This window comes from Pseudomonas sp. Irchel 3F3 (assembly GCF_900187545.1).
Taxonomy (GTDB): domain Bacteria; phylum Pseudomonadota; class Gammaproteobacteria; order Pseudomonadales; family Pseudomonadaceae; genus Aquipseudomonas; species Aquipseudomonas fortuita.
The window spans coordinates 291,017-310,229 of sequence record NZ_FYDS01000007.1 but is presented as its reverse complement, the minus strand read 5'-3'; the positions used below and the strand labels follow the sequence as shown (position 1 = coordinate 310,229).

The 19,213-nt window shown below is 62.2% G+C and carries 19 protein-coding genes; 14 read left to right on the top strand and 5 right to left on the bottom strand.

Annotated elements, in window-relative coordinates; genetic code table 11:
• The first annotated feature begins 253 nt into the window (after positions 1 to 253).
• Both CKW35_RS17510 and CKW35_RS17505 read left to right on the top strand, forming a co-directional pair.
• Positions 254 to 1,660 carry a PAAR domain-containing protein gene (locus CKW35_RS17510; RefSeq protein ID WP_095116497.1) on the top strand — a complete coding sequence of 469 codons (1,407 nt, stop codon included), beginning with the start codon at positions 254 to 256 and terminating at the stop codon, positions 1,658 to 1,660.
• Positions 1,653 to 2,039 carry a hypothetical protein gene (locus tag CKW35_RS17505; protein ID WP_082422026.1) on the top strand — a complete coding sequence of 129 codons (387 nt, stop codon included), beginning with the start codon at positions 1,653 to 1,655 and terminating at the stop codon, positions 2,037 to 2,039. Before CKW35_RS17510 ends, CKW35_RS17505 begins: the two co-directional genes overlap by 8 nt.
• Positions 2,040 to 2,124: 85 nt before the next feature.
• On the opposite strand, the gene CKW35_RS17500 is transcribed toward CKW35_RS17505, so the two are convergent.
• The gene (locus CKW35_RS17500; RefSeq protein ID WP_016501785.1) at positions 2,125 to 2,385 is read right to left on the bottom strand and encodes a DUF3077 domain-containing protein; all 261 of its coding nucleotides are present in this window, start codon (positions 2,383 to 2,385) and stop codon (positions 2,125 to 2,127) included.
• Positions 2,386 to 2,841: 456 nt separating this feature from the next.
• Positions 2,842 to 4,830 carry a hybrid sensor histidine kinase/response regulator gene (locus CKW35_RS17495; RefSeq protein ID WP_060518548.1) on the bottom strand — a complete coding sequence of 663 codons (1,989 nt, stop codon included), beginning with the start codon at positions 4,828 to 4,830 and terminating at the stop codon, positions 2,842 to 2,844.
• A 265-nt stretch (positions 4,831 to 5,095) separates the two neighbouring features.
• Between CKW35_RS17495 and CKW35_RS17490 the strand changes: the two genes are divergently transcribed.
• From CKW35_RS17490 to CKW35_RS17475, 4 genes are all read left to right on the top strand, one after another.
• Entirely contained in the window at positions 5,096 to 5,893 is a 798-nt protein-coding gene (locus CKW35_RS17490; protein ID WP_016489342.1) for a hydroxymethylpyrimidine/phosphomethylpyrimidine kinase, read from the top strand.
• Between the two features lie 13 nt (positions 5,894 to 5,906).
• On the top strand, positions 5,907 to 6,530 hold the full coding sequence (gene thiE, locus CKW35_RS17485) for a thiamine phosphate synthase (protein ID WP_095116495.1): 624 nt from the start codon (positions 5,907 to 5,909) through the stop codon (positions 6,528 to 6,530).
• Positions 6,531 to 6,547: 17 nt separating this feature from the next.
• Positions 6,548 to 7,831 (top strand): glutamate-1-semialdehyde 2,1-aminomutase, encoded by a 1,284-nt coding sequence (hemL, locus tag CKW35_RS17480; protein WP_016489344.1) that lies wholly within the window; start codon positions 6,548 to 6,550, stop codon positions 7,829 to 7,831.
• Positions 7,832 to 8,031: 200 nt separating this feature from the next.
• Complete coding sequence (locus tag CKW35_RS17475; RefSeq protein WP_016489345.1) at positions 8,032 to 8,577, top strand: tetratricopeptide repeat protein; 546 nt, start codon at positions 8,032 to 8,034, stop codon at positions 8,575 to 8,577.
• A gap of 3 nt (positions 8,578 to 8,580) precedes the next feature.
• Here CKW35_RS17475 and CKW35_RS17470 read toward each other — a convergent pair whose 3' ends face one another.
• Positions 8,581 to 8,907, bottom strand: coding sequence for a DUF1820 family protein (locus CKW35_RS17470; protein ID WP_016489346.1), 327 nt, complete (start codon positions 8,905 to 8,907; stop codon positions 8,581 to 8,583).
• 232 nt (positions 8,908 to 9,139) lie between these two features.
• On the opposite strand from CKW35_RS17470, the gene CKW35_RS17465 reads away from it, so the two are divergent.
• The 4 genes from CKW35_RS17465 to lnt are packed head-to-tail and all read left to right on the top strand — an operon-like array spanning position 9,140 to position 12,995.
• Positions 9,140 to 10,138, top strand: a complete 999-nt coding sequence (locus tag CKW35_RS17465; RefSeq protein ID WP_016489347.1) for a PhoH family protein — start codon at positions 9,140 to 9,142, stop codon at positions 10,136 to 10,138.
• Positions 10,131 to 10,604, top strand: coding sequence for an rRNA maturation RNase YbeY (gene ybeY / locus CKW35_RS17460; protein ID WP_023048414.1), 474 nt, complete (start codon positions 10,131 to 10,133; stop codon positions 10,602 to 10,604). Before CKW35_RS17465 ends, ybeY begins: the two co-directional genes overlap by 8 nt.
• 25 nt (positions 10,605 to 10,629) lie before the next feature.
• A complete protein-coding gene (locus CKW35_RS17455) occupies positions 10,630 to 11,469 on the top strand; it encodes an HlyC/CorC family transporter (RefSeq protein ID WP_003249762.1) in 840 nt (279 codons plus the stop codon).
• 8 nt (positions 11,470 to 11,477) lie between these two features.
• Positions 11,478 to 12,995: an apolipoprotein N-acyltransferase gene (gene lnt, locus CKW35_RS17450; protein ID WP_016489349.1), complete on the top strand. Its 1,518-nt coding sequence runs from the start codon at positions 11,478 to 11,480 to the stop codon at positions 12,993 to 12,995.
• A 129-nt stretch (positions 12,996 to 13,124) separates the two neighbouring features.
• Here lnt and CKW35_RS17445 read toward each other — a convergent pair whose 3' ends face one another.
• Positions 13,125 to 13,886: a YdcF family protein gene (locus CKW35_RS17445; protein WP_095116493.1), complete on the bottom strand. Its 762-nt coding sequence runs from the start codon at positions 13,884 to 13,886 to the stop codon at positions 13,125 to 13,127.
• A gap of 143 nt (positions 13,887 to 14,029) precedes the next feature.
• Positions 14,030 to 14,344, bottom strand: a complete 315-nt coding sequence (locus CKW35_RS17440) for a hypothetical protein (RefSeq protein ID WP_016489351.1) — start codon at positions 14,342 to 14,344, stop codon at positions 14,030 to 14,032.
• 228 nt (positions 14,345 to 14,572) lie between these two features.
• Between CKW35_RS17440 and leuS the strand changes: the two genes are divergently transcribed.
• From leuS to arfA, 4 genes are all read left to right on the top strand, one after another.
• Positions 14,573 to 17,179, top strand: coding sequence for a leucine--tRNA ligase (gene leuS, locus CKW35_RS17435; protein WP_016489352.1), 2,607 nt, complete (start codon positions 14,573 to 14,575; stop codon positions 17,177 to 17,179).
• Between the two features lie 61 nt (positions 17,180 to 17,240).
• Positions 17,241 to 17,846, top strand: coding sequence for an LPS assembly lipoprotein LptE (gene lptE, locus CKW35_RS17430; protein ID WP_016489353.1), 606 nt, complete (start codon positions 17,241 to 17,243; stop codon positions 17,844 to 17,846).
• 39 nt (positions 17,847 to 17,885) lie between these two features.
• Positions 17,886 to 18,923 carry a DNA polymerase III subunit delta gene (gene holA, locus CKW35_RS17425; protein ID WP_016489354.1) on the top strand — a complete coding sequence of 346 codons (1,038 nt, stop codon included), beginning with the start codon at positions 17,886 to 17,888 and terminating at the stop codon, positions 18,921 to 18,923.
• A gap of 113 nt (positions 18,924 to 19,036) precedes the next feature.
• A complete protein-coding gene (gene arfA / locus CKW35_RS17420; protein WP_016489355.1) occupies positions 19,037 to 19,201 on the top strand; it encodes an alternative ribosome rescue factor ArfA in 165 nt (54 codons plus the stop codon).
• The last annotated feature ends 12 nt before the right edge of the window (positions 19,202 to 19,213 follow it).

The window sequence follows — 19,213 nt, the reverse complement described above, 5'->3', positions numbered from 1 at the left end:
ATCCGGGTAGGCTTGAGAGACCCAGTGAAGCACTGCTTGCCGGGGAGTCAAAGAGGCATTAATGACTAAACGTGTGGTGGGGGTGGCGCATGCCTTGGGAATGCATCAGGGCTGACAGGCGGTGCCACCCAGCAAGGCTTGTAGTCCAATTCTCTATCCCCTGTAGGACGCTTCCTAAAGCCCCCCTGCTCCGAAAATACCCGTCTACAGGCTGCTAGGTTCCTGGCTTTCATCCTCAAAAAAGAGGCAAGCCATGAGCATGCGCATGAACATCTTCGGCCGATACCAGGGCCTTGAGGGCGACCAAACCACCACAGGCGCTGTTTGTATTGCCAGCCGGGCCAGGGGCCGCGTGCATGGCCGCAACTGGCTTCTTCAAGGCGACCCGACCACACCCTGCCCGCTCTGTGGACAAGCGGGCACCATCATCGAGGGCGAATCTCGTTGGCGGCAGGACGACATACCCACTGCTCTGGATGGTGCGCTGGTGCAATGCGGGTGCCCATCGGGCAGCAATCGCCTGGTTGCAAGTGGATATGCACCTGCGCCGCCGCGCAGGGCGCCTGCACCTGAGCCTGTTCATGAGGCACCACCACAGGCCCAAGCGAGTAACCAAGTAAGCAGCAGCTATCAACCTGGGGCACATCAGCCCTCAAAAACAGCGCAGGGCATGGAGCCTGGCTTCTACATCGTTCCGCGCTGCATGACGTATCAGGAAGTCTTGGCAGAACTCGGCGCGCCGCAGGCCAACCTGCCTAGCTCGATTCTGGAACGACTGAACCCGACCTATCAGCGTGGGTTCAAGGCAGGTGAGATCTTTGTCATTGGCGACGGGTTGCAGCGGCCGGTGTGTACGCGTGAAGAACTGACTGCAATGAGTGCGGCGAAACAGGCGCGGGAAGCGTTGGCGAGCCTGACGCCAGAAGAGGCCGAGTTCATGATGCGCCATCAGGCCGAGATTGCCGGGTTGCTCAGCGATGTGAGCCTGGCGATGGGGGTAAGTGAGGCGATGGTTGGCAAGTCGCTGGATGAACTCAGCGACATACTGCGAAAAATTGAAGACCTGCATAAAGATCAATTCATCAAGCATGGGCACCTTAGGCACCCTGAGTTCTTTGCGGAACGTCAAAAACTGTTCACGCAACTGAGTGCAAACTTAAAAGCCACCCTTTTAAACAAACGCCTCAACCTTGGAAATCATGAAAACCTCCGCCGGGATTTAGGTATATCGTCAAGAAGCTTAGTACACCACTGGAGTAAAGCAGGGGCGCCGAGCCACATCCCTGGTTACTCGACACATTTGGACAAGCTGGCCAAAATGGCTAAATATTTAAAAACCGGAGGGCGTATTGGCACTGCTATCGGCGGTAGCGGAGCTGCTATGAAAATTTCTGAGGTGTGCAAAGAGGGCAACACACATGCCTGTAAAAAAGTCAGCGTTACTGAGGCAGGTAATTTTTCCGGTGGCTTAGCGGGTGGCTGGTTGGCAGGAAAACTCGCGGGCAGGATTTCTGCGAAGGTTTGCTGGAGAGTCGGACCCTACGCCGTTGCATGTGGAATAGTGATCACTGGTGGAGGCGCCTTGGCCGGCAGCATCGGTGGTATGGAAGCAGGCGAGGAGCTAGGCGAACTAGTCTTCGAGGTCTTTGGAGATGATTGATCACCTTGACGTAAAAATAAGATTATTTCTGTTAGGCGCTCCTATCTGCCTCGCTTTAATCGGGCTTGTAGCTGACCTTCACATCGCCTGTTCTCGCCAATATAAAGAAATGACCTCAGCACTCCAACGTAGCGCGTGCCTTCCATTTGCGACCGGCATGTGGGGAGAGCAAAGAATTGGTTCCAGAATTCTAGTTATTTCTGTAATCGCCGGTGCCATTGGATCCCCCGCCTCCAGCATTCGCCTTGGGCTATTGGATGAGCAAGACCACTTACAATTCCCCAGGTATTTAAGAAGAAAAATACTCATTGCATCTTCGCTAAATACTGTTGGCATTGCCTGGGTAGCGGCATATTACCTAATGAAGCTGATCAAATGAGACACAAACATGTTTCAGAAAAAGCTGAGCGCACAGCTAATTCGCGGGTTTACCCGCGAAGGGGCCGGTACAGCCAATACAAAAGTCAGCGCATCAAGCCCAGCTCGGCATCATCCAGCAGCGCCTTGGCCATGGCTGCGAAGTAATGCGATGCCCACATCATTTGCTGGTCGCCATCCATCAAACCGGTCAGCGACAAGTCCCGTGCATAGCCCATCAACTCGGAGGCCTGCTCGCGGGCGCTGCGGCAGGGGATGCCTTCGGCTATGCGGAACAGAGGATGGGTTTGGCCTTCGCCTTGGTAGAAATAGGTTACGCCTGGGGTGGTTTTGGTTTCGTCGGTCATCGATTGGGCACCATATCGTTATGTGCCACCCGTCAGTTTCCACACGTTGGGGTGACAGCTGCACACGGAGTGGAAATCCAGGCATATGGCAAACCCGGTAGGCGAAAGCCTCCCGCGTACAGCTGTCATGACAACAAGCACCATATGTACTGCCAGGTTTCCACACCCGATCGCTGAACCGTCAGCGACAGGCAAAGCCTAGAGGGCGGGATTTGCAGGAACAATCAGATGCGTGTCGACAGAGGTTGTAGGGTATTTCGCAGGAGGGTGGAGTTGCCAGCCCCGAGCCGTAGGAAGAGTCTGAAATCATCGTAGCCAATGAATCTCTTGGGGCCGCTTTGCGGCCCTTCGCAGGCACGCCCGCTCCCACTGGTTTTGTGCTCAGCCCAAGCTGTGCGCGATCCTTGTGGGAGCGGGCGTGCCCGCGAAGGGCTGCAAAGCAGCCCCAATAAAAACCTACAGCGAACGCCTCGTCTGTTGGATATTCGGAGTCATCTGCACCTGCGAAATCGCCATGTTCAAACTCAACTCAAACCGGCTCCCCAACCCGCGCGTTGACTCATGCGCCAACCGCGCCCCCAGCAACTCCCCCATCTGCCGGCAGATCGACAAACCAATCCCCAAACCGCCATACCGCCGGGTCATCGAACCGTCGACCTGGAAGAACCGCTGATAGAGGGTCGACTGCTCCAGGTCATCGAAGCCGATCCCGCTATCACTGACGGTAAAGGTCAAGGCCAGGTCGCCCGGCCCCAACCGGCGGCCGCGCACCTGGATCATCACCCCGCCCTGATGGGTGAACTTCAAACCGTTGTCCACCAGGCAGCCCAGGCACTGGGCCAGTTTCTGCCCGTCACCCAGCAGCCCGTCCGGCAGGTCGGCCGGTATGTCCAGGCTCAGGTACAAGCCTTTGCGCAGGGCCTGCCCTGCATAACCAGCGCGCAAGCCCTGCAGCAGCGCACGCAGACTGAACGGCGTCGGCTGCGCACGCAGGCGGCCGGCCTGCAGTTCGGACAGGGTGAGAATGGCGTCGACCATATCCATCATGCCTTGCGCCGACCCCACCGCCGTGCGGTGGTATTGGGCCATTTCGGCGTCCATCGGCAGGGTGTGCATCAGCTCCAGCGAGCCGATCACGCCATTCATCGGGGTGCGCAGCTCATGGGTCACGCTGGCCAGGAACTCGTCTTTCAGGCGGTTGCTCCTGGCCAACTGCAGGTTGAGTTGCTCCAGCGTGCGCCCGGTCTCGCGCAAGGTCTGCGCCTGCTGCTCACGCAGGCTGTTGATGCGGTCCGCCAGCGCCAGCGACAGCAATGCCACCTCCAGCGCTGAACCCAACTGGCTGGCATACATGGTGATGAATACATTTGGCAGATAGCCCAGCACCATCAAGGTGTTGACCAGGCCGCCAAGCAGGAACGCCGTCCAGGCGATGATGAACCAGCGCGCCACGCGCAAGCCCCGCCACCAGGCGTACAAGCCAGCGCTGAAGATGCTGACGGTGAACAGTAATGCCAGCAGCGTGGCCATGCGCAGGGCAATGCCGTAGGGCATGCTCACCGCCAGCACCATGACCAGCGCACCGCCCAGCATCAGTAGCTGCAGCAGCCGGTCGAAGCCACGACTGATGTTGCCCAGTTGCAGGAAATGCCGGGCGAACTGGCAGCCGAACAGGCCTGCTGCACCAATGAACAGCGGCGTCGAGGCGTTCGCCCACCAAGGGCTGTCGGGCCAGAAGTAGGCCACGCCCGCACCGTTCACCGACACCTGGTACAAACCGAACGAGGCAATATAGAGGATGTAGTAGAGGTAGCTGACGTCACGCACGCTGAGGTAGATGAACAGGTTGTACACCAGCATCACCAGCAACACGCCGTAGATCATTCCCAGCACATACAAGCGGGTGGGCTGCTCCTCCATGTAGGCCTCGGGGGACCAAAGCGCCAGCGGCGCCTGCACCGAGCCCTGGCTGTGCAGGCGCAGATAGGCGGTGGTTACCTGCCCAGGCGGCAGCTGCAATTCGAACAGGTAGTTGTTCTGCCGGATCTGGCGGCTGTCGTAGGGCAAGGCATCGCCGGTGCGCTGGGCCAGGTGAAAGCCACCCCTGCCGTCGGACAGGTACAGTTCGAGGTGGTCCAGCGGCGGATAGGCCAGCTCAAGCAGCCATTGCCGTGGGGCAGCGCTGGGCGCGCCAACCGGGCGCAGCTCGACCTTGAGCCAGAACACCGAGGTGGAGTAACCGGCATTCAGCACGTCTTCGTGGTGAGGTTTGAAGTATTTGGCGAACCCGGGGGCACTCACCTGGGCGATGCTGGCACTGCCATCGAGGTCTTCGTAAACCTGCATGGCTTTGCCCAATGGAAGATGCCGGGTAGCGTCGTCGAAATCGACCGCTCCGGCCAGCACGGGCAGCAAGCCCAAAAGCACAATCAGCAAATAGCGCATACAGCCCCAGCATGGCCTGTCCAGTCGCGTCGCGTTAGCCTCCCATCCGTTTGAGACGACGTGATCCGGCAGCACCCGTTTGTCGAGTTATCCGAGCACTCTAGCATAGCTTCGCAACCTGGCAATCGGCCATCTCAAAAACCGAAGAAAAGGCTCTAAATCAATACTTTCAGAAGAACACCAATCAAAAATCTGACCAATCGATCAGTAAAACGCGTTTGTCGGACGATCCGCCCAAACAGGTTTGGTGGTAAGCTCGCCGACCATGAATACCTACAGCTCCCGCCCCGTTGTCCTCTGTCTCTCCGGCCACGACCCTAGTGGCGGCGCCGGCCTGCAGGCAGATATCGAAGCCCTGATCGCGCAAGGCTGTCACGCTGCACCCGCAGTGACCGCCCTGACCGTGCAGGATACCGTCAACGTTTCCGACTTCCGCGTGCTCGACCGCGAGTGGGTACTGGCCCAGGCCAATGCCGTACTGGCCGACTCCACGGTGGCCGCAGTCAAACTGGGCATGCTCGGTTCGATCGAAATGGTCGACACCGTCGCCGAACTGCTGGCCGCCCACCCGCACCTGCCGCTGGTCTGCGACCCGGTGCTGCGTGCCGGCGGCGGTGGCCGCCTGGGCAAGGACGAAGTCGGCTACGCCGTGCGCGAACGCCTGCTGCCGCTGGCGACCATCGCCACGCCGAACCTGCCCGAAGCCCGCATCCTCGCCGAACTGCCTGAAGGCACCGCCGACGAATGTGCCGAAAAGCTGCTGCCGTTCTGTAGACACCTGCTGATTACCGGCGGTCACGGCGACGAAGACGAAATTCACAACCGCCTGTACACCCAGGACGGTCAGCACCACACCTGGACCTGCCAGCGCCTGCCGGGCAGCTACCACGGTTCGGGCTGCACCCTGGCCAGCGCCCTGGCTGGCCGCCTGGCGCTCGGCGAGCAGCTGGAAAGCGCCGTGCGCAGCGCCCTGGACTACACCTGGCGCACCCTGCGTGACGCCGAACAGCTGGGCAGGGGCCAGTTCGTGCCGCGCCGCCTGCCCCTGGACTTCTGCTCCTGATACGAGGCCTTCGATGAAGCTACGCGGTCTGTACGCAATCACCGACAGCCAGCTGCTCGCTGGCCGTTTCCTGTCCCATGTCGAAGCGGCCCTGGAAGGCGGCGTGTGCCTGCTGCAGTACCGCGACAAAAGTGACGACGCGGCGCGCCGCCTGCGTGAAGCCGAAGGGCTGATGAAGCTCTGCGAGCGCTACGGCACCCAGCTGCTCATCAACGATGACGCCGAACTGGCCGCGCGCCTGGGCGTTGGCGTACACCTGGGCCAGACTGACGGCCCGCTGACCCCGACCCGCGCCCTGCTCGGCCGCCGGGCGGTCATCGGCTCCACCTGCCACGCCAGCCTCGAGCTGGCCGCCCAGGCCGCCAGTGAAGGCGCCAGCTACGTCGCCTTTGGCCGCTTCTTCAATTCCGTTACCAAGCCGGGCGCGCCCGCCGCCAACGTTGAACTGCTGGAGCAGGCGCGTGCCCAGGTGAAACTGCCGATTGCCGTGATCGGCGGCATCACCCTCGACAACGCCGCCCCGCTGGTCGCCCACGGTGCCGACCTGCTGGCGGTGATCCATGGCCTGTTCGGTGCCGACAGCGCGCAAGAAGTCACCCGCCGCGCCCGCGCCTTCAACGCCTTGTTCGCATCCTGATTTCGAGAGAACCTTTCATGTCCCGTTCCGAAGACCTGTTCGCCAAAGCCCAGAAGCACATCCCAGGCGGGGTCAACTCGCCGGTCCGCGCCTTCAAGAGCGTTGGCGGCACGCCACTGTTCTTCAAGCATGCCGAAGGCGCCTACGTCGTTGACGAGGACGACAAGCGCTACGTCGACTACGTCGGCTCCTGGGGCCCGATGATCCTTGGCCACGGCCACCCGGACGTGCTGGACTCGGTACGCAAGCAACTGGAACACGGCCTGTCCTATGGCGCACCCACCGCCATGGAAACCGACATGGCCGACCTGGTCTGCTCGCTGGTACCATCCATGGAAATGGTCCGCATGGTGAGCTCGGGCACCGAAGCCACCATGAGCGCCATCCGCCTGGCCCGTGGCTACACCGGCCGTGACGCCATCATCAAGTTCGAAGGCTGCTACCACGGCCATTCCGACAGCCTGCTGGTAAAAGCCGGTTCCGGCCTGCTGACCCAAGGCGTGCCAAGCTCGGCCGGCGTGCCGGCAGACTTTGCAAAGCACACCCTCACCTTGCCGTTCAACGACATTGCCGCGGTCGAAAAAACCCTGGCCGAGGTCGGCCAGACCGTGGCCTGCATCATTGTCGAGCCCGTGGCCGGCAACATGAACTGCGTCCCCCCAGCGCCGGGCTTCCTTGAAGGCCTGCGCGAGCAGTGCGACAAACACGGCGTGGTACTGATCTTCGACGAAGTGATGACAGGCTTCCGCGTCTCCCTGGGCGGCGCCCAAGGCCACTATGGCATCAAGCCGGACCTGTCCACCTTCGGCAAGATCGTCGGTGGCGGCATGCCGGTCGGCTGCTTCGGCGGCAAACGCGAAATCATGGGCTGCATCGCCCCGCTCGGCCCGGTCTACCAGGCCGGCACCCTGTCGGGCAACCCGCTGGCCATGGCCGCCGGCCTGACCACCCTGAAGCTGATCAGCCGCCCGGGCTTCCACGCCGAGCTGACCGACTACACCAGCCGCATGCTTGATGGCCTGCAACAACGTGCCGATGCCGCTGGCGTACCGTTCGTCACCACCCAGGCCGGCGCCATGTTCGGCCTGTACTTCAGCGGCGCCGACGACATCGTCACGTTCGAAGACGTGATGAGCAGCGATGCCGAACGCTTCAAGCGCTTCTTCCACCTGATGCTGGAAGGCGGCGTGTACCTGGCACCGAGCGCGTTCGAGGCGGGCTTCACCTCCATCGCCCACGGCGACAAGGAGCTGCAGATCACCCTGGATGCAGCTGAAAAGGCCTTTGCTGCATTGAAGTAATTGCCAGCCTGCACCGGCCTCTGTGGGAGCGGGCTTGCCCCGCGAAGAGGCCGGTACAGGTAATAATTACGCATGCACAATCAGCTGACTTCCCCAACCAAGCAGAAATTCGAGTAAAACTTTGTAAGGTTGGCGCTGCTTATCCCATAATGTGCCACCAGAGACATTGGCCGCAGCTTTGCAGAGGTAAGTCGATCCCCATGAACCGCACCGGCCGCGCCCTGACCCTGGGCTGCCTGTTGCTTCTTCAGCCCCTGCTGGCCTTGGCGGAGGGCGGTAACTCGTTGCTGATTCCGGCGACGGGCCGCTGCACCTTGAATGTTCAGCCTGAAGACCTGGCAAACGCCCTCAAGGCCTGCGAGCAGACGGCTACCGCGGGGGATGCCCAGGCGCAATTCGAACTGGGCGAGTACTACTACACGCAAACGCCGAAAAACCTCGACAAAGCCCTGGACTGGTTCCAGAAGGCTTCGCTGCAAGGCCAGGCCGACGCCCAGTACCGTCTGGGTGCGATGTTCTTCCATGGCGAAGGGGTCAAGGCCAACAACGTGCAGGCCTACATCCTGCTGAAGATGGCCGCGGTCAACGGTGCCGAAGATGCATTGGACATGGCCGACGAAGTGACCGAGCAAATGCCCCGCGACGAGCTGGAGCATGCCACCCAGGTGCTCGGCCAGATTTTCCGCAAATACCTGCTGGAACTGCAGAACGCCGAAGGGCGCACGCCGTTCTCGCCGCTCCCCTGACGGTTACTTTTCCGGCATTGGCATCGGGAACGGCATCACATTGCCGCCGCCCTTGGCTTCGCTGATCTTTGCCGTGCCCAGGCGCTCGACTTCGTCGATTCGCACGATCGAGTGCATCGGCACGAAACTGCGGATCACCCCCTCGAACTGGCTCTTGAGCTTCTCCTCGCTCGGGTCTACCACCAGCTGCGAGCGCTCGCCGAACACGAACTCCTCGATTTCCAGGAAGCCCCACAGGTCGCTCTGGTAGATCTGCTTGGCATACATCTCGAAGACCTGCCCCTGGTTGAGGAAGATCACTTTATAGATGGCAGGTTCGCGTTTGCTCATGATGGGAGGGATAACACATGCGTAAGAAAAGGCAGGCATGATACCTGCTCCGGCCTCTTCGCGGGTGAACCCGCTCCCACAGGTCATGCGCCCAACCTGTGGGAGCGGGTTCACCCGCGAAGAGGCCAGAACAGGCAGTACATACCGTTGAACGTTTCAGTGCTTTCGCCACTGGCATTCAAGGGTTATTCTTGAGTTCACACCCATTGCCGTCGAGCGGCTAAAAACGACCTTGAACGCACCCATAGAACCCCATCGTTTCATCCTCGAGCCCTTCGAGGCCCACCGTTTCGCCAACCTGTGCGGGCAGTTCGACGAGCACTTGCGCCTGATCGAACAGCGCTTGGCCATCGAAATCCGCAACCGCGGCAATCAGTTCGAACTGATCGGCGAACCCAAGACCACCTCTGCGGCCGAACAGTTGCTGCGCCGTCTCTACCGCGAGACCAAGGCAACCGACCTGTCGCCGGAAACCGTGCACCTGTACCTTCAGGAGTCGGCTGTCGAGAACATCGACAACCCGGCCGTGAACGAAGTCAGCGTGTCGCTGCGTACGCGCAAGGGCAACATCCGCCCACGCGGGCTCAACCAGCAGCGCTACGTGAAGGAAATCCTGGCCAACGACATCAACTTCGGCATCGGCCCGGCCGGTACCGGCAAGACCTACCTTGCCGTCGCCTGCGCGGTGGATGCGCTGGAACGCGAACAGGTGCGCCGCATCCTGCTGGTGCGCCCGGCGGTCGAGGCAGGCGAAAAGCTTGGCTTCCTGCCCGGTGACCTGGCGCAGAAGATTGACCCGTACCTGCGCCCGCTGTACGACGCCCTGTACGAAATGCTCGGTTTCGAGCACGTGGCCAAGCTGATAGAGCGCCAGGTGATCGAGATCGCCCCGCTGGCCTACATGCGTGGCCGCACCCTGAACAACAGCTTCATCATCCTCGACGAAAGCCAGAACACCACGCTGGAACAGATGAAAATGTTCCTCACCCGCATCGGTTTCGGCTCCACGGCGGTGATCACCGGTGACATCACCCAGGTCGACCTGCCACGCGGCACCAAGTCGGGCCTGGCACACGTCATCGAGGTGCTGAAGGACGTTCCAGGCATCAGCTTTACCCACTTCCAGCCCAAAGATGTGGTTCGTCACCCACTGGTGCAGCGTATTGTCGAAGCCTACGACCGCTTCGAAGCCCACCAGGCCAAGCCCGAGGCGCCCGGCAAAAATGCTTGAACTTGATATCCAACGGGCCACGGACGCTGCCGCCCCGGATGACGCCGCCTTCCGCCGCTGGTGCGAACTGGCCCTGCGCCAGCGCAGCGCCGACTCGGAAATGACCATTCGCCTGGTCGAGGACGCCGAAGGCCGTGAGCTGAACCACACCTACCGGCATAAAGATTACGCGACCAATGTGCTGTCGTTCCCGGCCGATGTACCCGACGACCTGCTCGATATCCCGTTGCTGGGCGACCTGGTGATCTGTGTAGCAGTGGTCGAGCGCGAAGCGGCCGAACAAGGCAAGTCGCTGGAGGCCCACTGGGCGCACCTGGTCATTCACGGTTGCCTGCATCTGCTCGGCTATGACCACATCGATGATGAGGAAGCCGAAGAAATGGAAGGCCTGGAACGGGAATTGCTGGCAGAACTGGGTCACCCCGACCCGTATGCCGACGATGAAACCGACTCAATCACACACTGAAACACGAAGGATCACGAGAACCGCCATGAGCGAAGATCGATCGAGCAACGGGCAAAAGTCCTGGCTGGGCAAACTGACCCAGGCTTTTGCCCATGAGCCGAAAAACCGCCAGGAGCTCCTTGAGTTGCTGCGCGAAGCCCATCAGAACAAACTGCTGGACAGCGAAGCGCTGACCATCGTCGAAGGCGCCATCCAGGTCGCCGACCTGCAGGTGCGCGACATCATGGTGCCGCGCTCGCAGATGAACAGCATCAAGGCAGGCCAGTCGCCTCGCGAGTTTCTGCCAGCGGTGATCGACGCCGCGCACTCGCGCTACCCGGTGATCGGCGAAAGCCACGACGATGTGCTCGGGATCCTGCTCGCCAAAGACCTGCTGCCGCTGATCCTCAAGGAGAACGGCGACAGTTTCAACATCAAGGACCTGTTGCGCCCGGCCACTTTCGTGCCCGAGTCCAAACGCCTGAACGTGTTGCTGCGCGAATTCCGCGCCAACCATAACCATATGGCCATCGTCATCGACGAATATGGCGGTGTGGCAGGCCTGGTGACCATCGAGGACGTGCTGGAGCAGATTGTCGGCGATATCGAGGACGAGCACGACGTCGAGGAAGACAGCTACATCAAGCCGCTGCCCAGCGGTGACTTCCTGGTCAAGGCGCTTACCCCGATCGAAAACTTCAACGAGTTCTTCGACAGCGAGTTCTCCGATGACGAGTTCGACACGGTCGGCGGCCTGGTGATGAGCGCCTTTGGCCACCTGCCCAAGCGCAACGAAACCACCGAGATCGGGTCTTACAAGTTCCGTATTCTCAACGCCGACAGCCGGCGGATACACTTGCTGCGCCTGACCCCGATCACCCGTTAAGGACAAACATGCGTTGGATCACCCGCCCCGGCTGGCCCGGTAACCTGCTGGCCCTGGCGGCCGGTGCTTCCACCCTTCTGGCCCTGGCGCCGTTCGACATCTGGCCGCTGGCCATATTGTCCATCGCCGTGCTCTACCTCGGCCTGCGCGAGCTCAGCCCGCGCCAGGCCATGTGGCGGGGCTGGTGGTTCGGTTTCGGCCTGTATGGCGCCGGCACCTGGTGGATCTACGTCAGCATGAACACCTACGGCGGCGCCTCGCCGCTGTTGGCGATCCTGCTGCTGTTGGCGTTCTTCGCTGCGTTGGCCTGGTTCTTTGCCCTGCCCACCTGGCTGTGGGCGCGCTGGCTGAGGCGCAATGAAGCGCCACTGGCCGACGCGCTGTGCTTCGCCGCCCTGTGGCTGCTGCAAGAGGCCTTCCGCGGCTGGTTCCTGACCGGCTTCCCCTGGCTCTACGCCGGCTACAGCCAGCTGGACGGCCCGCTGGCCGGCCTGGCACCGCTGGGCGGCGTATGGCTGGTTTCTTTCGCCCTGGCGCTTACAGCAGCCCTGCTGTGCAACCTGCACCGCCTGCGCACCCGCCCCTCGTTCCTGGCCGTCGCCTGCCTGCTGTTACTGGCCCCGTGGGCACTGGGCCTGGCACTCAAGGGCCATGCCTGGACCAAACCGGCAGGCGACCCGCTGAAAGTGGCAGCCATTCAGGGTAACGTCGAGCAGGACCTGAAATGGGACCCGGCACACATCGACGCGCAACTGGCGCTGTACCGTGACCTGAGCTTCAGCTCCAAACCTGTGGACCTGCTGGTCTGGCCTGAAACCGCGGTGCCGGTGCTCAAGGACCAGGCCCAGGGTTACATCGACGTGATGGGCCGCTTCGCCGCCGAGCGTCATTCGGCGCTGATCACAGGCGTGCCGGTGCGTGAAGTGGTGCATCACCAGCGCCGCTACTACAACGGCATTACCGTCACCGGTGAAGGCGATGGCACCTACCTCAAGCAGAAGCTGGTGCCGTTTGGCGAATACGTGCCGCTGCAGGACATGCTGCGGGGCATGATCGAGTTCTTCAACCTGCCCATGTCCGACTTCGCTCGCGGGCCTGAAGACCAGCCGCTGTTGCAGGCCAAGGGCTATCAGGTTGCGCCGTACATCTGCTACGAAGTGGTCTACCCCGAGTTTGCCGCAGGCCTGGCCGCACGCAGCGACCTGCTGCTGACCATCAGCAACGACACCTGGTTCGGCAAATCGATAGGCCCCTTGCAGCACTTGCAGATGGCACAGATGCGCGCACTGGAAGCCGGCCGCTGGATGATCCGCGCCACCAACAACGGCGTGACTGCCCTGATCGACCCGTTTGGCCGCATTACCACGCAAGTGCCGCAATTCCAGCAGGCGGTGCTGTATGGCGAAGTGGTGCCGATGCAGCAATTGACGCCATACCTGAAATGGCGCTCGTGGCCGCTGGCGATCGTCTGTGTGCTGCTGCTGGGCTGGGCGTTGCTGGCAGGGCGCATAGCCAAAACCGTCTGATGATGCTGCCTGTGAAGGCCTCTTCGCGGGCTTGCCCGCTCCCACAGGGACTGCACACGCCTCGAAGGCTGCGCTAATTCTGTGGGAGCGGGCAAGCCCGCGAAGAGGCCGTCACAGGCAGCACAAGGTTCAATAGAAGAGCCGATACCCCACCAACCCCACCACTTCATTAAGCAGCTGCCCGCTCTGCCACATCGCCCGGCTCTCCGGCAGCAGCCCGGCAAACGGCCGCGCATGATCGCGCCCCAGGAACCCCACCGGCGCCGGCACCACCTCGAATCCCGCTTGCTCAAAGCTCCAGCGCGAGCGCTGCATGTGCCAGGCCTGGGTCACCACCACTACGCGACGAATGCCCAACGGTTGCAGCACCTTGGCCGTGAGCTGGGCATTTTCCCAGGTCGTGCGGCTAGCCTCTTCGCGCCACTTCACCTCGACCGCAAAGTCCTCCTGCAGCCGATCCGCCATTAACCGCGCCTCGCTCGGCGGCGTGCCATAGTGCAGCCCACCGCTGGTCAGCACCGGCAACCCCGATGCTTTGGCCAGCTGCGCGGCAAAGCGCAGACGCTCCAGCGCCGTGGCCGTGGGCTGGTCGCTACCGCCCCAGGCCGGGTCACCGCGCTCACGCCCCGCACCTAGCACTACAATGGCATCCGCCCGGCTCGCCAGGGCGCCCCAGTCGCCCACGGCCAACGGCGGCTCGCTTTCCAGCATACGGGCGGTTTCCTGTACCACCAGCGGCAGGCTCATCAGCCACAGCCCACCAAGCCCCACGGCAAAGCACAGCGCCGCCAATCGTGGCCGCCGCGCACGCAGCCACCAGGCCGCAAGCAGCAGCAGGAACAGGATGCCGGGCGGCATCAGCCATTGTTTGATGAAGAATCGGATCGGCATCGGCCACACCTCCTTGGCAGGGGTGCAGCCTAAAAGGATCGACGCCGGTCAACAAGGGTGCGACCGGCGCCAATCGTGAGCTGTGTGGTTGTGTGATATTGCAGAACCGGCGCGCGATGGCCTGCGGCTGGCATCCTGAACGGCTAGCGATGTGGCAGCGTCCTGGATCTCGCCGCATTGGCGGGGCGTTTCTTGTCCTTGAGCCAGATGATCTTGGCCGATGTCGGCTCCGCTTGTGGGTAACTGCCGGCACAGGCACTTGGGCGCTCCGGGATTGCATCCAGGTAGGCCTTGATCACTTCGAACTCGGCGTGGCTCAGGCCGCGCAATTCCAGCTCGGCTGGCATCTCGTCACGCAATCGCACCGAGGTCCTGGCCGCTTCCAGTGCCAGGCCAAGCCGGTCGATCAGGCGCTCGTAAAGCTCCGGCTTGATTGCGGGTAGCTGCGTCTCTCCCATCCGTTCACCTCATTGAAGATAAAGAATATCTCCCCCCACACCTGAGCTTAGCGGCGCAATGAAAAGCAGCCGCCTGCCGCGACCAGCGGGCATTCGCAACGAAGGTTTCCCACGATACGCAACGCTGCTGTATGCTACGGCGTTCACTCTAAACGACACCGGAGTACCGGTTGCAGCGAGGTTCCGCTGCCTGGAACAAGGTCTCTTCTCTCTCAGCCAAAAGTAGCCATGCACGAACAATACACGCCCCGTGATATCGAAGCCGCCGCCCAGAACTTCTGGGACGAGCAACAATCGTTCGCTGTTACCGAACAGCCAGGCAAAGACACCTACTATTGCCTATCGATGTTCCCGTACCCGAGCGGCAAGCTACACATGGGCCACGTGCGCAACTACACCATCGGCGACGTGATTGCCCGCTACCAGCGCATGCTGGGCAAGAACGTCCTGCAGCCGATGGGCTGGGACGCTTTCGGCATGCCCGCGGAAAACGCGGCGATGAAAAACAACGTCGCCCCGGCCAAGTGGACCTACGAAAACATTGATTACATGAAGACCCAGCTCAAGAGCCTGGGCCTGGCCATCGACTGGGCACGTGAAGTGACCACCTGCAAGCCCGACTACTACCGTTGGGAGCAGTGGCTGTTCACCCGCCTGTTCGAGAAAGGCATCATCTACCGCAAGAACGGTACCGTGAACTGGGACCCGGCGGACCAGACCGTACTGGCCAACGAGCAGGTCATCGACGGCCGTGGCTGGCGTTCGGGCGCGCTGATCGAGAAGCGCGAAATCCCGATGTACTACTTCCGCATCACCGACTACGCCGACGAGCTGCTGGAAAGCCTCGACGAGCTGCCGGGCTGGCCTGAGCAGGTCAAGACCATGCAGCGCAACTGGATCGGCAAGTCGCGCGGCATGGAAGTACAGTTCCCGTACGACCAGGCCAGCATCGGCCACGAAGGCACCTTGAAGGTCTTCACCACCCGCCCGGACACACTGATGGGCGCGACTTACGTCGCCGTTGCCGCCGAGCACCCGCTGGCCACCCAGGCTGCCCAGGGCAACCCGGCGCTGCAGGCGTTCATCGACGAGTGCAAGAGCGGCAGCGTTGCCGAAGCCGACATGGCCACCCAGGAGAAGAAGGGCATGGCCACTTCCCTGCTGGTCGAGCACCCGCTGACCGGCGAGAAGCTGCCGGTATGGGTCGCCAACTACGTGCTGATGCACTACGGCGATGGCGCGGTAATGGCCGTGCCGGCCCACGACGAGCGCGACTTCGAGTTCGCCCACAAGTACAAGCTGCCGGTCAAGGCCGTGGTGCGCACCAGCGCTGGTGATGAAGTCGGCAACGAATGGCAGGCCGCCTATGGCGAGCACGGCCAGCTGATCAACTCCGGTGAGTTCGACGGCCTGGACTTCGCCGGTGCATTCGACGCCATCGAAGCCGCCTTGATCCGCAAGGAACTGGGCAAGTCGCGTACCCAGTTCCGCCTGCGCGACTGGGGCATCAGCCGCCAGCGCTACTGGGGCTGCCCGATCCCGATCATCCACTGTCCGTCCTGCGGAGACGTGCCGGTGCCGGAAGACCAACTGCCGGTCACCCTGCCCGAGAACGTGGTGCCGGACGGCGCCGGTTCGCCACTGGCGCGCATGCCTGAGTTCTATGAATGCAGCTGCCCGAAATGCGGTACTGCAGCCAAGCGCGAAACCGACACCATGGACACCTTCGTCGAATCGTCCTGGTACTTCGCCCGTTATGCCTCGCCGAACTACGACAAGGGCCTGGTCGATCCGAAAGCCGCCAACCACTGGCTGCCGGTAGACCAGTACATCGGCGGTATCGAACACGCGATCCTGCACCTGCTGTATGCGCGCTTCTTCCATAAGCTGATGCGCGACGAAGGCCTCGTCACCTCGAACGAGCCATTCAAGAACCTGCTGACCCAGGGCATGGTGGTCGCCGAAACCTACTACCGCGTGGCCAGCAATGGCGGCAAGGACTGGTTCAACCCGGCCGATGTCGAGATCGAGCGCGATGCCAAGGCCAAGATCATCGGCGCCCGCCTGAAGACCGACGGCCTGCCGGTGGAAATCGGCGGCACCGAGAAGATGTCGAAGTCGAAGAACAACGGCGTCGATCCGCAATCGATGATCGAAGCCTACGGCGCCGACACCTGCCGCCTGTTCATGATGTTCGCCTCGCCGCCCGACATGAGCCTGGAGTGGTCCGACTCCGGCGTCGAGGGTGCCAGCCGCTTCCTGCGCCGTGTCTGGCGCCTGGCCCAGGCTCACGTCAGCCAAGGCCTGCCGGGCAAGCTGGATATCGCTGCCCTGGACGACGCACAGAAGGTCATCCGCCGCGCCATCCACGCAGCCATCAAGCAGGCCAGCACCGATGTAGGCCAGTTCCACAAGTTCAACACTGCCATCGCCCAGGTGATGACCGTGATGAACGTGCTGGAAAAGGCCCCTCAGGCCAGCGAACAGGACCGCGCCCTGCTGCAGGAAGGCCTGGAAGCCGTCACCCTGCTGCTGGCACCGATCACCCCGCACATTTCTCACGCGCTGTGGCAGCACCTCGGCCATGCAGGGTCGGTGATCGATGCCGCCTGGCCGAGCGTCGACGAACAGGCACTGGTGCAGGACACCGTTACCCTGGTGGTTCAGGTCAACGGTAAACTGCGCGGCCAGGTCGAGATGCCTGCCGCGGCCAGCCGCGAAGAAGTCGAAGCCGCCGCCCGCAGCAACGAGAATGTCCTGCGCTTCATCGATGGCCTCACCATCCGCAAGGTCATCGTGGTACCGGGCAAGCTGGTCAACATCGTCGCCAACTGATGAAAACGCCCACCCGCAGTGGCTGCGGGTGGGCGGAACAGGCCCACAAGGGAGCAACAACATGATCAAACGCAATTTGCTGGTAATCGGCCTGGCGGTCATGCTCAGCGCCTGCGGTTTCCAGCTGCGCGGCACCGGCTCTACCGAGCTGAGTGTGAAGGAAATGGATGTCAGTGCACGCAATGCCTACGGCCCGACAGTGGTCGAGCTGCGCAAGGTACTAGAGCGGAGCGGTGTCAACGTGCATGCTGGCGCGCCTTACCGCTTGGTGCTGACCAACGAGCAGGAGCGCGAGCGCTCGGCAACCTACAACAGCGGCAACCGTACCGCCGAGTACGAGCTGACCACCGATCTGAGCTACAGCATCCAGGGCCTGAACAACCTGGAGCTGCTGAGCGACAAGCTGCAGGTACGCAAGATCTACGTGCGTGACGGCTCGAACGTCACCGGTTCCGAGCAGGAAGCCAACCGCGCCCGTGAAGAAATGCGCCGCGACCTGGTCAACGCCATGGTTGTCCGCCTGCAGATGCTGAGCCCGTCCCAGCTGGACGAGCTGCAGCGCAAGGCCGACGAGCGTGCCAAGGCCGAAGCCGACGCACTGGAGGCCGCTCGCCGACAGCAGGCCGAAACGCCTCAGCAGTCGCCGCTGGAAGTGCCGGGCAACTAAGCCCGCGTGGGGCACCCTCGGGTGCCTCACCTGTTTCCCATGAAACTCGCCCCCGCCCAACTCAACAAGCACCTGCAAGGCGCCCTGGCACCGGTCTACGTGGTCAGCGGCGACGACCCGCTGCTGTGCCAGGAAGCCGCTGACGCCATCCGTAACGCGGCACGCCAGCAAGGCTTCGACGAACGCCAGGTATTCAGTGCAGACGCCAACTTCGACTGGGGCACCCTGCTCCAGGCTGGCGCCAGCCTGTCGCTGTTCGCCCAGCGCCGCCTGCTGGAACTGCGCCTGCCCTCGGGCAAGCCCGGTGACAAAGGCGCCGCTGCGCTCATCGAATACTGCGCCAACCCTGCCGAAGACACCTTGCTGCTGGTCAGCCTGCCCAAGCTGGACGGCAGTGCGCAGAAGACCAAGTGGGGCAAGGCCTTGATCGAGGGTGCGCACTGCCAGTTCATCCAGATCTGGCCGGTGGATGTGCACCAGCTGCCGCAGTGGATCAACCAGCGGCTGCAGCAAGCCGGCCTGTCGGCGCAACGTGACGCTGTCGACCTGATCGCTGCGCGCGTGGAAGGCAACCTGCTGGCCGCCGCGCAGGAAATCGAAAAGCTCAAGCTGCTCGCCGATGGCAACCCGATCACCGTGGAAACCGTGCAGGCCGCCGTCGCCGACAGCGCCCGCTTCGATGTCTTCGGCCTGGTCGACGCCATTCTCAATGGCGAAGCAGCACATGCCCTGCGCATGCTCGAGGGCTTGCGTGGTGAAGGCGTGGAACCGCCAGTGATCCTCTGGGCCCTGGCTCGCGAGTTGCGCCAACTGGCCGGGCTGGCCCAACAGTTCAGCCAGGGGGTGCCGCTGGACAAGGCCTTCAGCCAGGCCCGCCCGCCGATCTGGGACAAACGCCGACCGCTGGTCAGCAAAGCCCTGCAACGCTTGTCGGCGCGACGCTGGGCACAGTTGCTGCAGGATGCCCAGCGTATCGATGCGCAGATCAAGGGCCAGGCCGAGGGCTCGCCCTGGACCGGTCTTGCGCGCTTGTCGCTGTTGATGGCAGGCCAGCGCCTGGCGCTACCTCCGGAATAGCCGGGGCCGCGAAGCGGCCCTAAGATCCCAGCCATAAACACAATCAATTGGCTCCCCCGCAGCCCAAGCCCTACAGTGCGCCCCGAAACCCCACCCAAACCGGGAAGCCCGCCATGAGCAAAAAGCCGAAAAAGCACGGCCCCAACAAGGCCAAGTCCATCGTTGCCCAACCCCTGTTCCGCTGCCGCCAGGAACGACCGGACAAGGGCAAAGGCAGCTACCGCCGCGAAGCCTTCCAATCGAGAGATTGGGAGGCTTCCTACTTTTTGGCAGCATGAAAGCATCGCAAG

What these genes read in the sequence shown, in the direction of transcription:
- CKW35_RS17510 (WP_095116497.1), top strand. Translation starts at nt 254, where the DNA reads ATGAGCATGCGCATGAACATCTTCGGCCGATACCAGGGCCTTGAGGGC.
- CKW35_RS17490 (WP_016489342.1), top strand. Translation starts at nt 5,096, where the DNA reads ATGAATACCTACAGCTCCCGCCCCGTTGTCCTCTGTCTCTCCGGCCAC.
- lnt (WP_016489349.1), top strand. Translation starts at nt 11,478, where the DNA reads ATGCGTTGGATCACCCGCCCCGGCTGGCCCGGTAACCTGCTGGCCCTG.
- CKW35_RS17505 (WP_082422026.1), top strand. Translation starts at nt 1,653, where the DNA reads ATGATTGATCACCTTGACGTAAAAATAAGATTATTTCTGTTAGGCGCT.
- ybeY (WP_023048414.1), top strand. Translation starts at nt 10,131, where the DNA reads ATGCTTGAACTTGATATCCAACGGGCCACGGACGCTGCCGCCCCGGAT.
- holA (WP_016489354.1), top strand. Translation starts at nt 17,886, where the DNA reads ATGAAACTCGCCCCCGCCCAACTCAACAAGCACCTGCAAGGCGCCCTG.
- CKW35_RS17495 (WP_060518548.1), bottom strand. Translation starts at nt 4,830, where the DNA reads ATGCGCTATTTGCTGATTGTGCTTTTGGGCTTGCTGCCCGTGCTGGCC.
- thiE (WP_095116495.1), top strand. Translation starts at nt 5,907, where the DNA reads ATGAAGCTACGCGGTCTGTACGCAATCACCGACAGCCAGCTGCTCGCT.
- CKW35_RS17470 (WP_016489346.1), bottom strand. Translation starts at nt 8,907, where the DNA reads ATGAGCAAACGCGAACCTGCCATCTATAAAGTGATCTTCCTCAACCAG.
- CKW35_RS17445 (WP_095116493.1), bottom strand. Translation starts at nt 13,886, where the DNA reads ATGCCGATCCGATTCTTCATCAAACAATGGCTGATGCCGCCCGGCATC.
- CKW35_RS17455 (WP_003249762.1), top strand. Translation starts at nt 10,630, where the DNA reads ATGAGCGAAGATCGATCGAGCAACGGGCAAAAGTCCTGGCTGGGCAAA.
- CKW35_RS17475 (WP_016489345.1), top strand. Translation starts at nt 8,032, where the DNA reads ATGAACCGCACCGGCCGCGCCCTGACCCTGGGCTGCCTGTTGCTTCTT.
- CKW35_RS17500 (WP_016501785.1), bottom strand. Translation starts at nt 2,385, where the DNA reads ATGACCGACGAAACCAAAACCACCCCAGGCGTAACCTATTTCTACCAA.
- leuS (WP_016489352.1), top strand. Translation starts at nt 14,573, where the DNA reads ATGCACGAACAATACACGCCCCGTGATATCGAAGCCGCCGCCCAGAAC.
- hemL (WP_016489344.1), top strand. Translation starts at nt 6,548, where the DNA reads ATGTCCCGTTCCGAAGACCTGTTCGCCAAAGCCCAGAAGCACATCCCA.
- lptE (WP_016489353.1), top strand. Translation starts at nt 17,241, where the DNA reads ATGATCAAACGCAATTTGCTGGTAATCGGCCTGGCGGTCATGCTCAGC.
- CKW35_RS17440 (WP_016489351.1), bottom strand. Translation starts at nt 14,344, where the DNA reads ATGGGAGAGACGCAGCTACCCGCAATCAAGCCGGAGCTTTACGAGCGC.
- arfA (WP_016489355.1), top strand. Translation starts at nt 19,037, where the DNA reads ATGAGCAAAAAGCCGAAAAAGCACGGCCCCAACAAGGCCAAGTCCATC.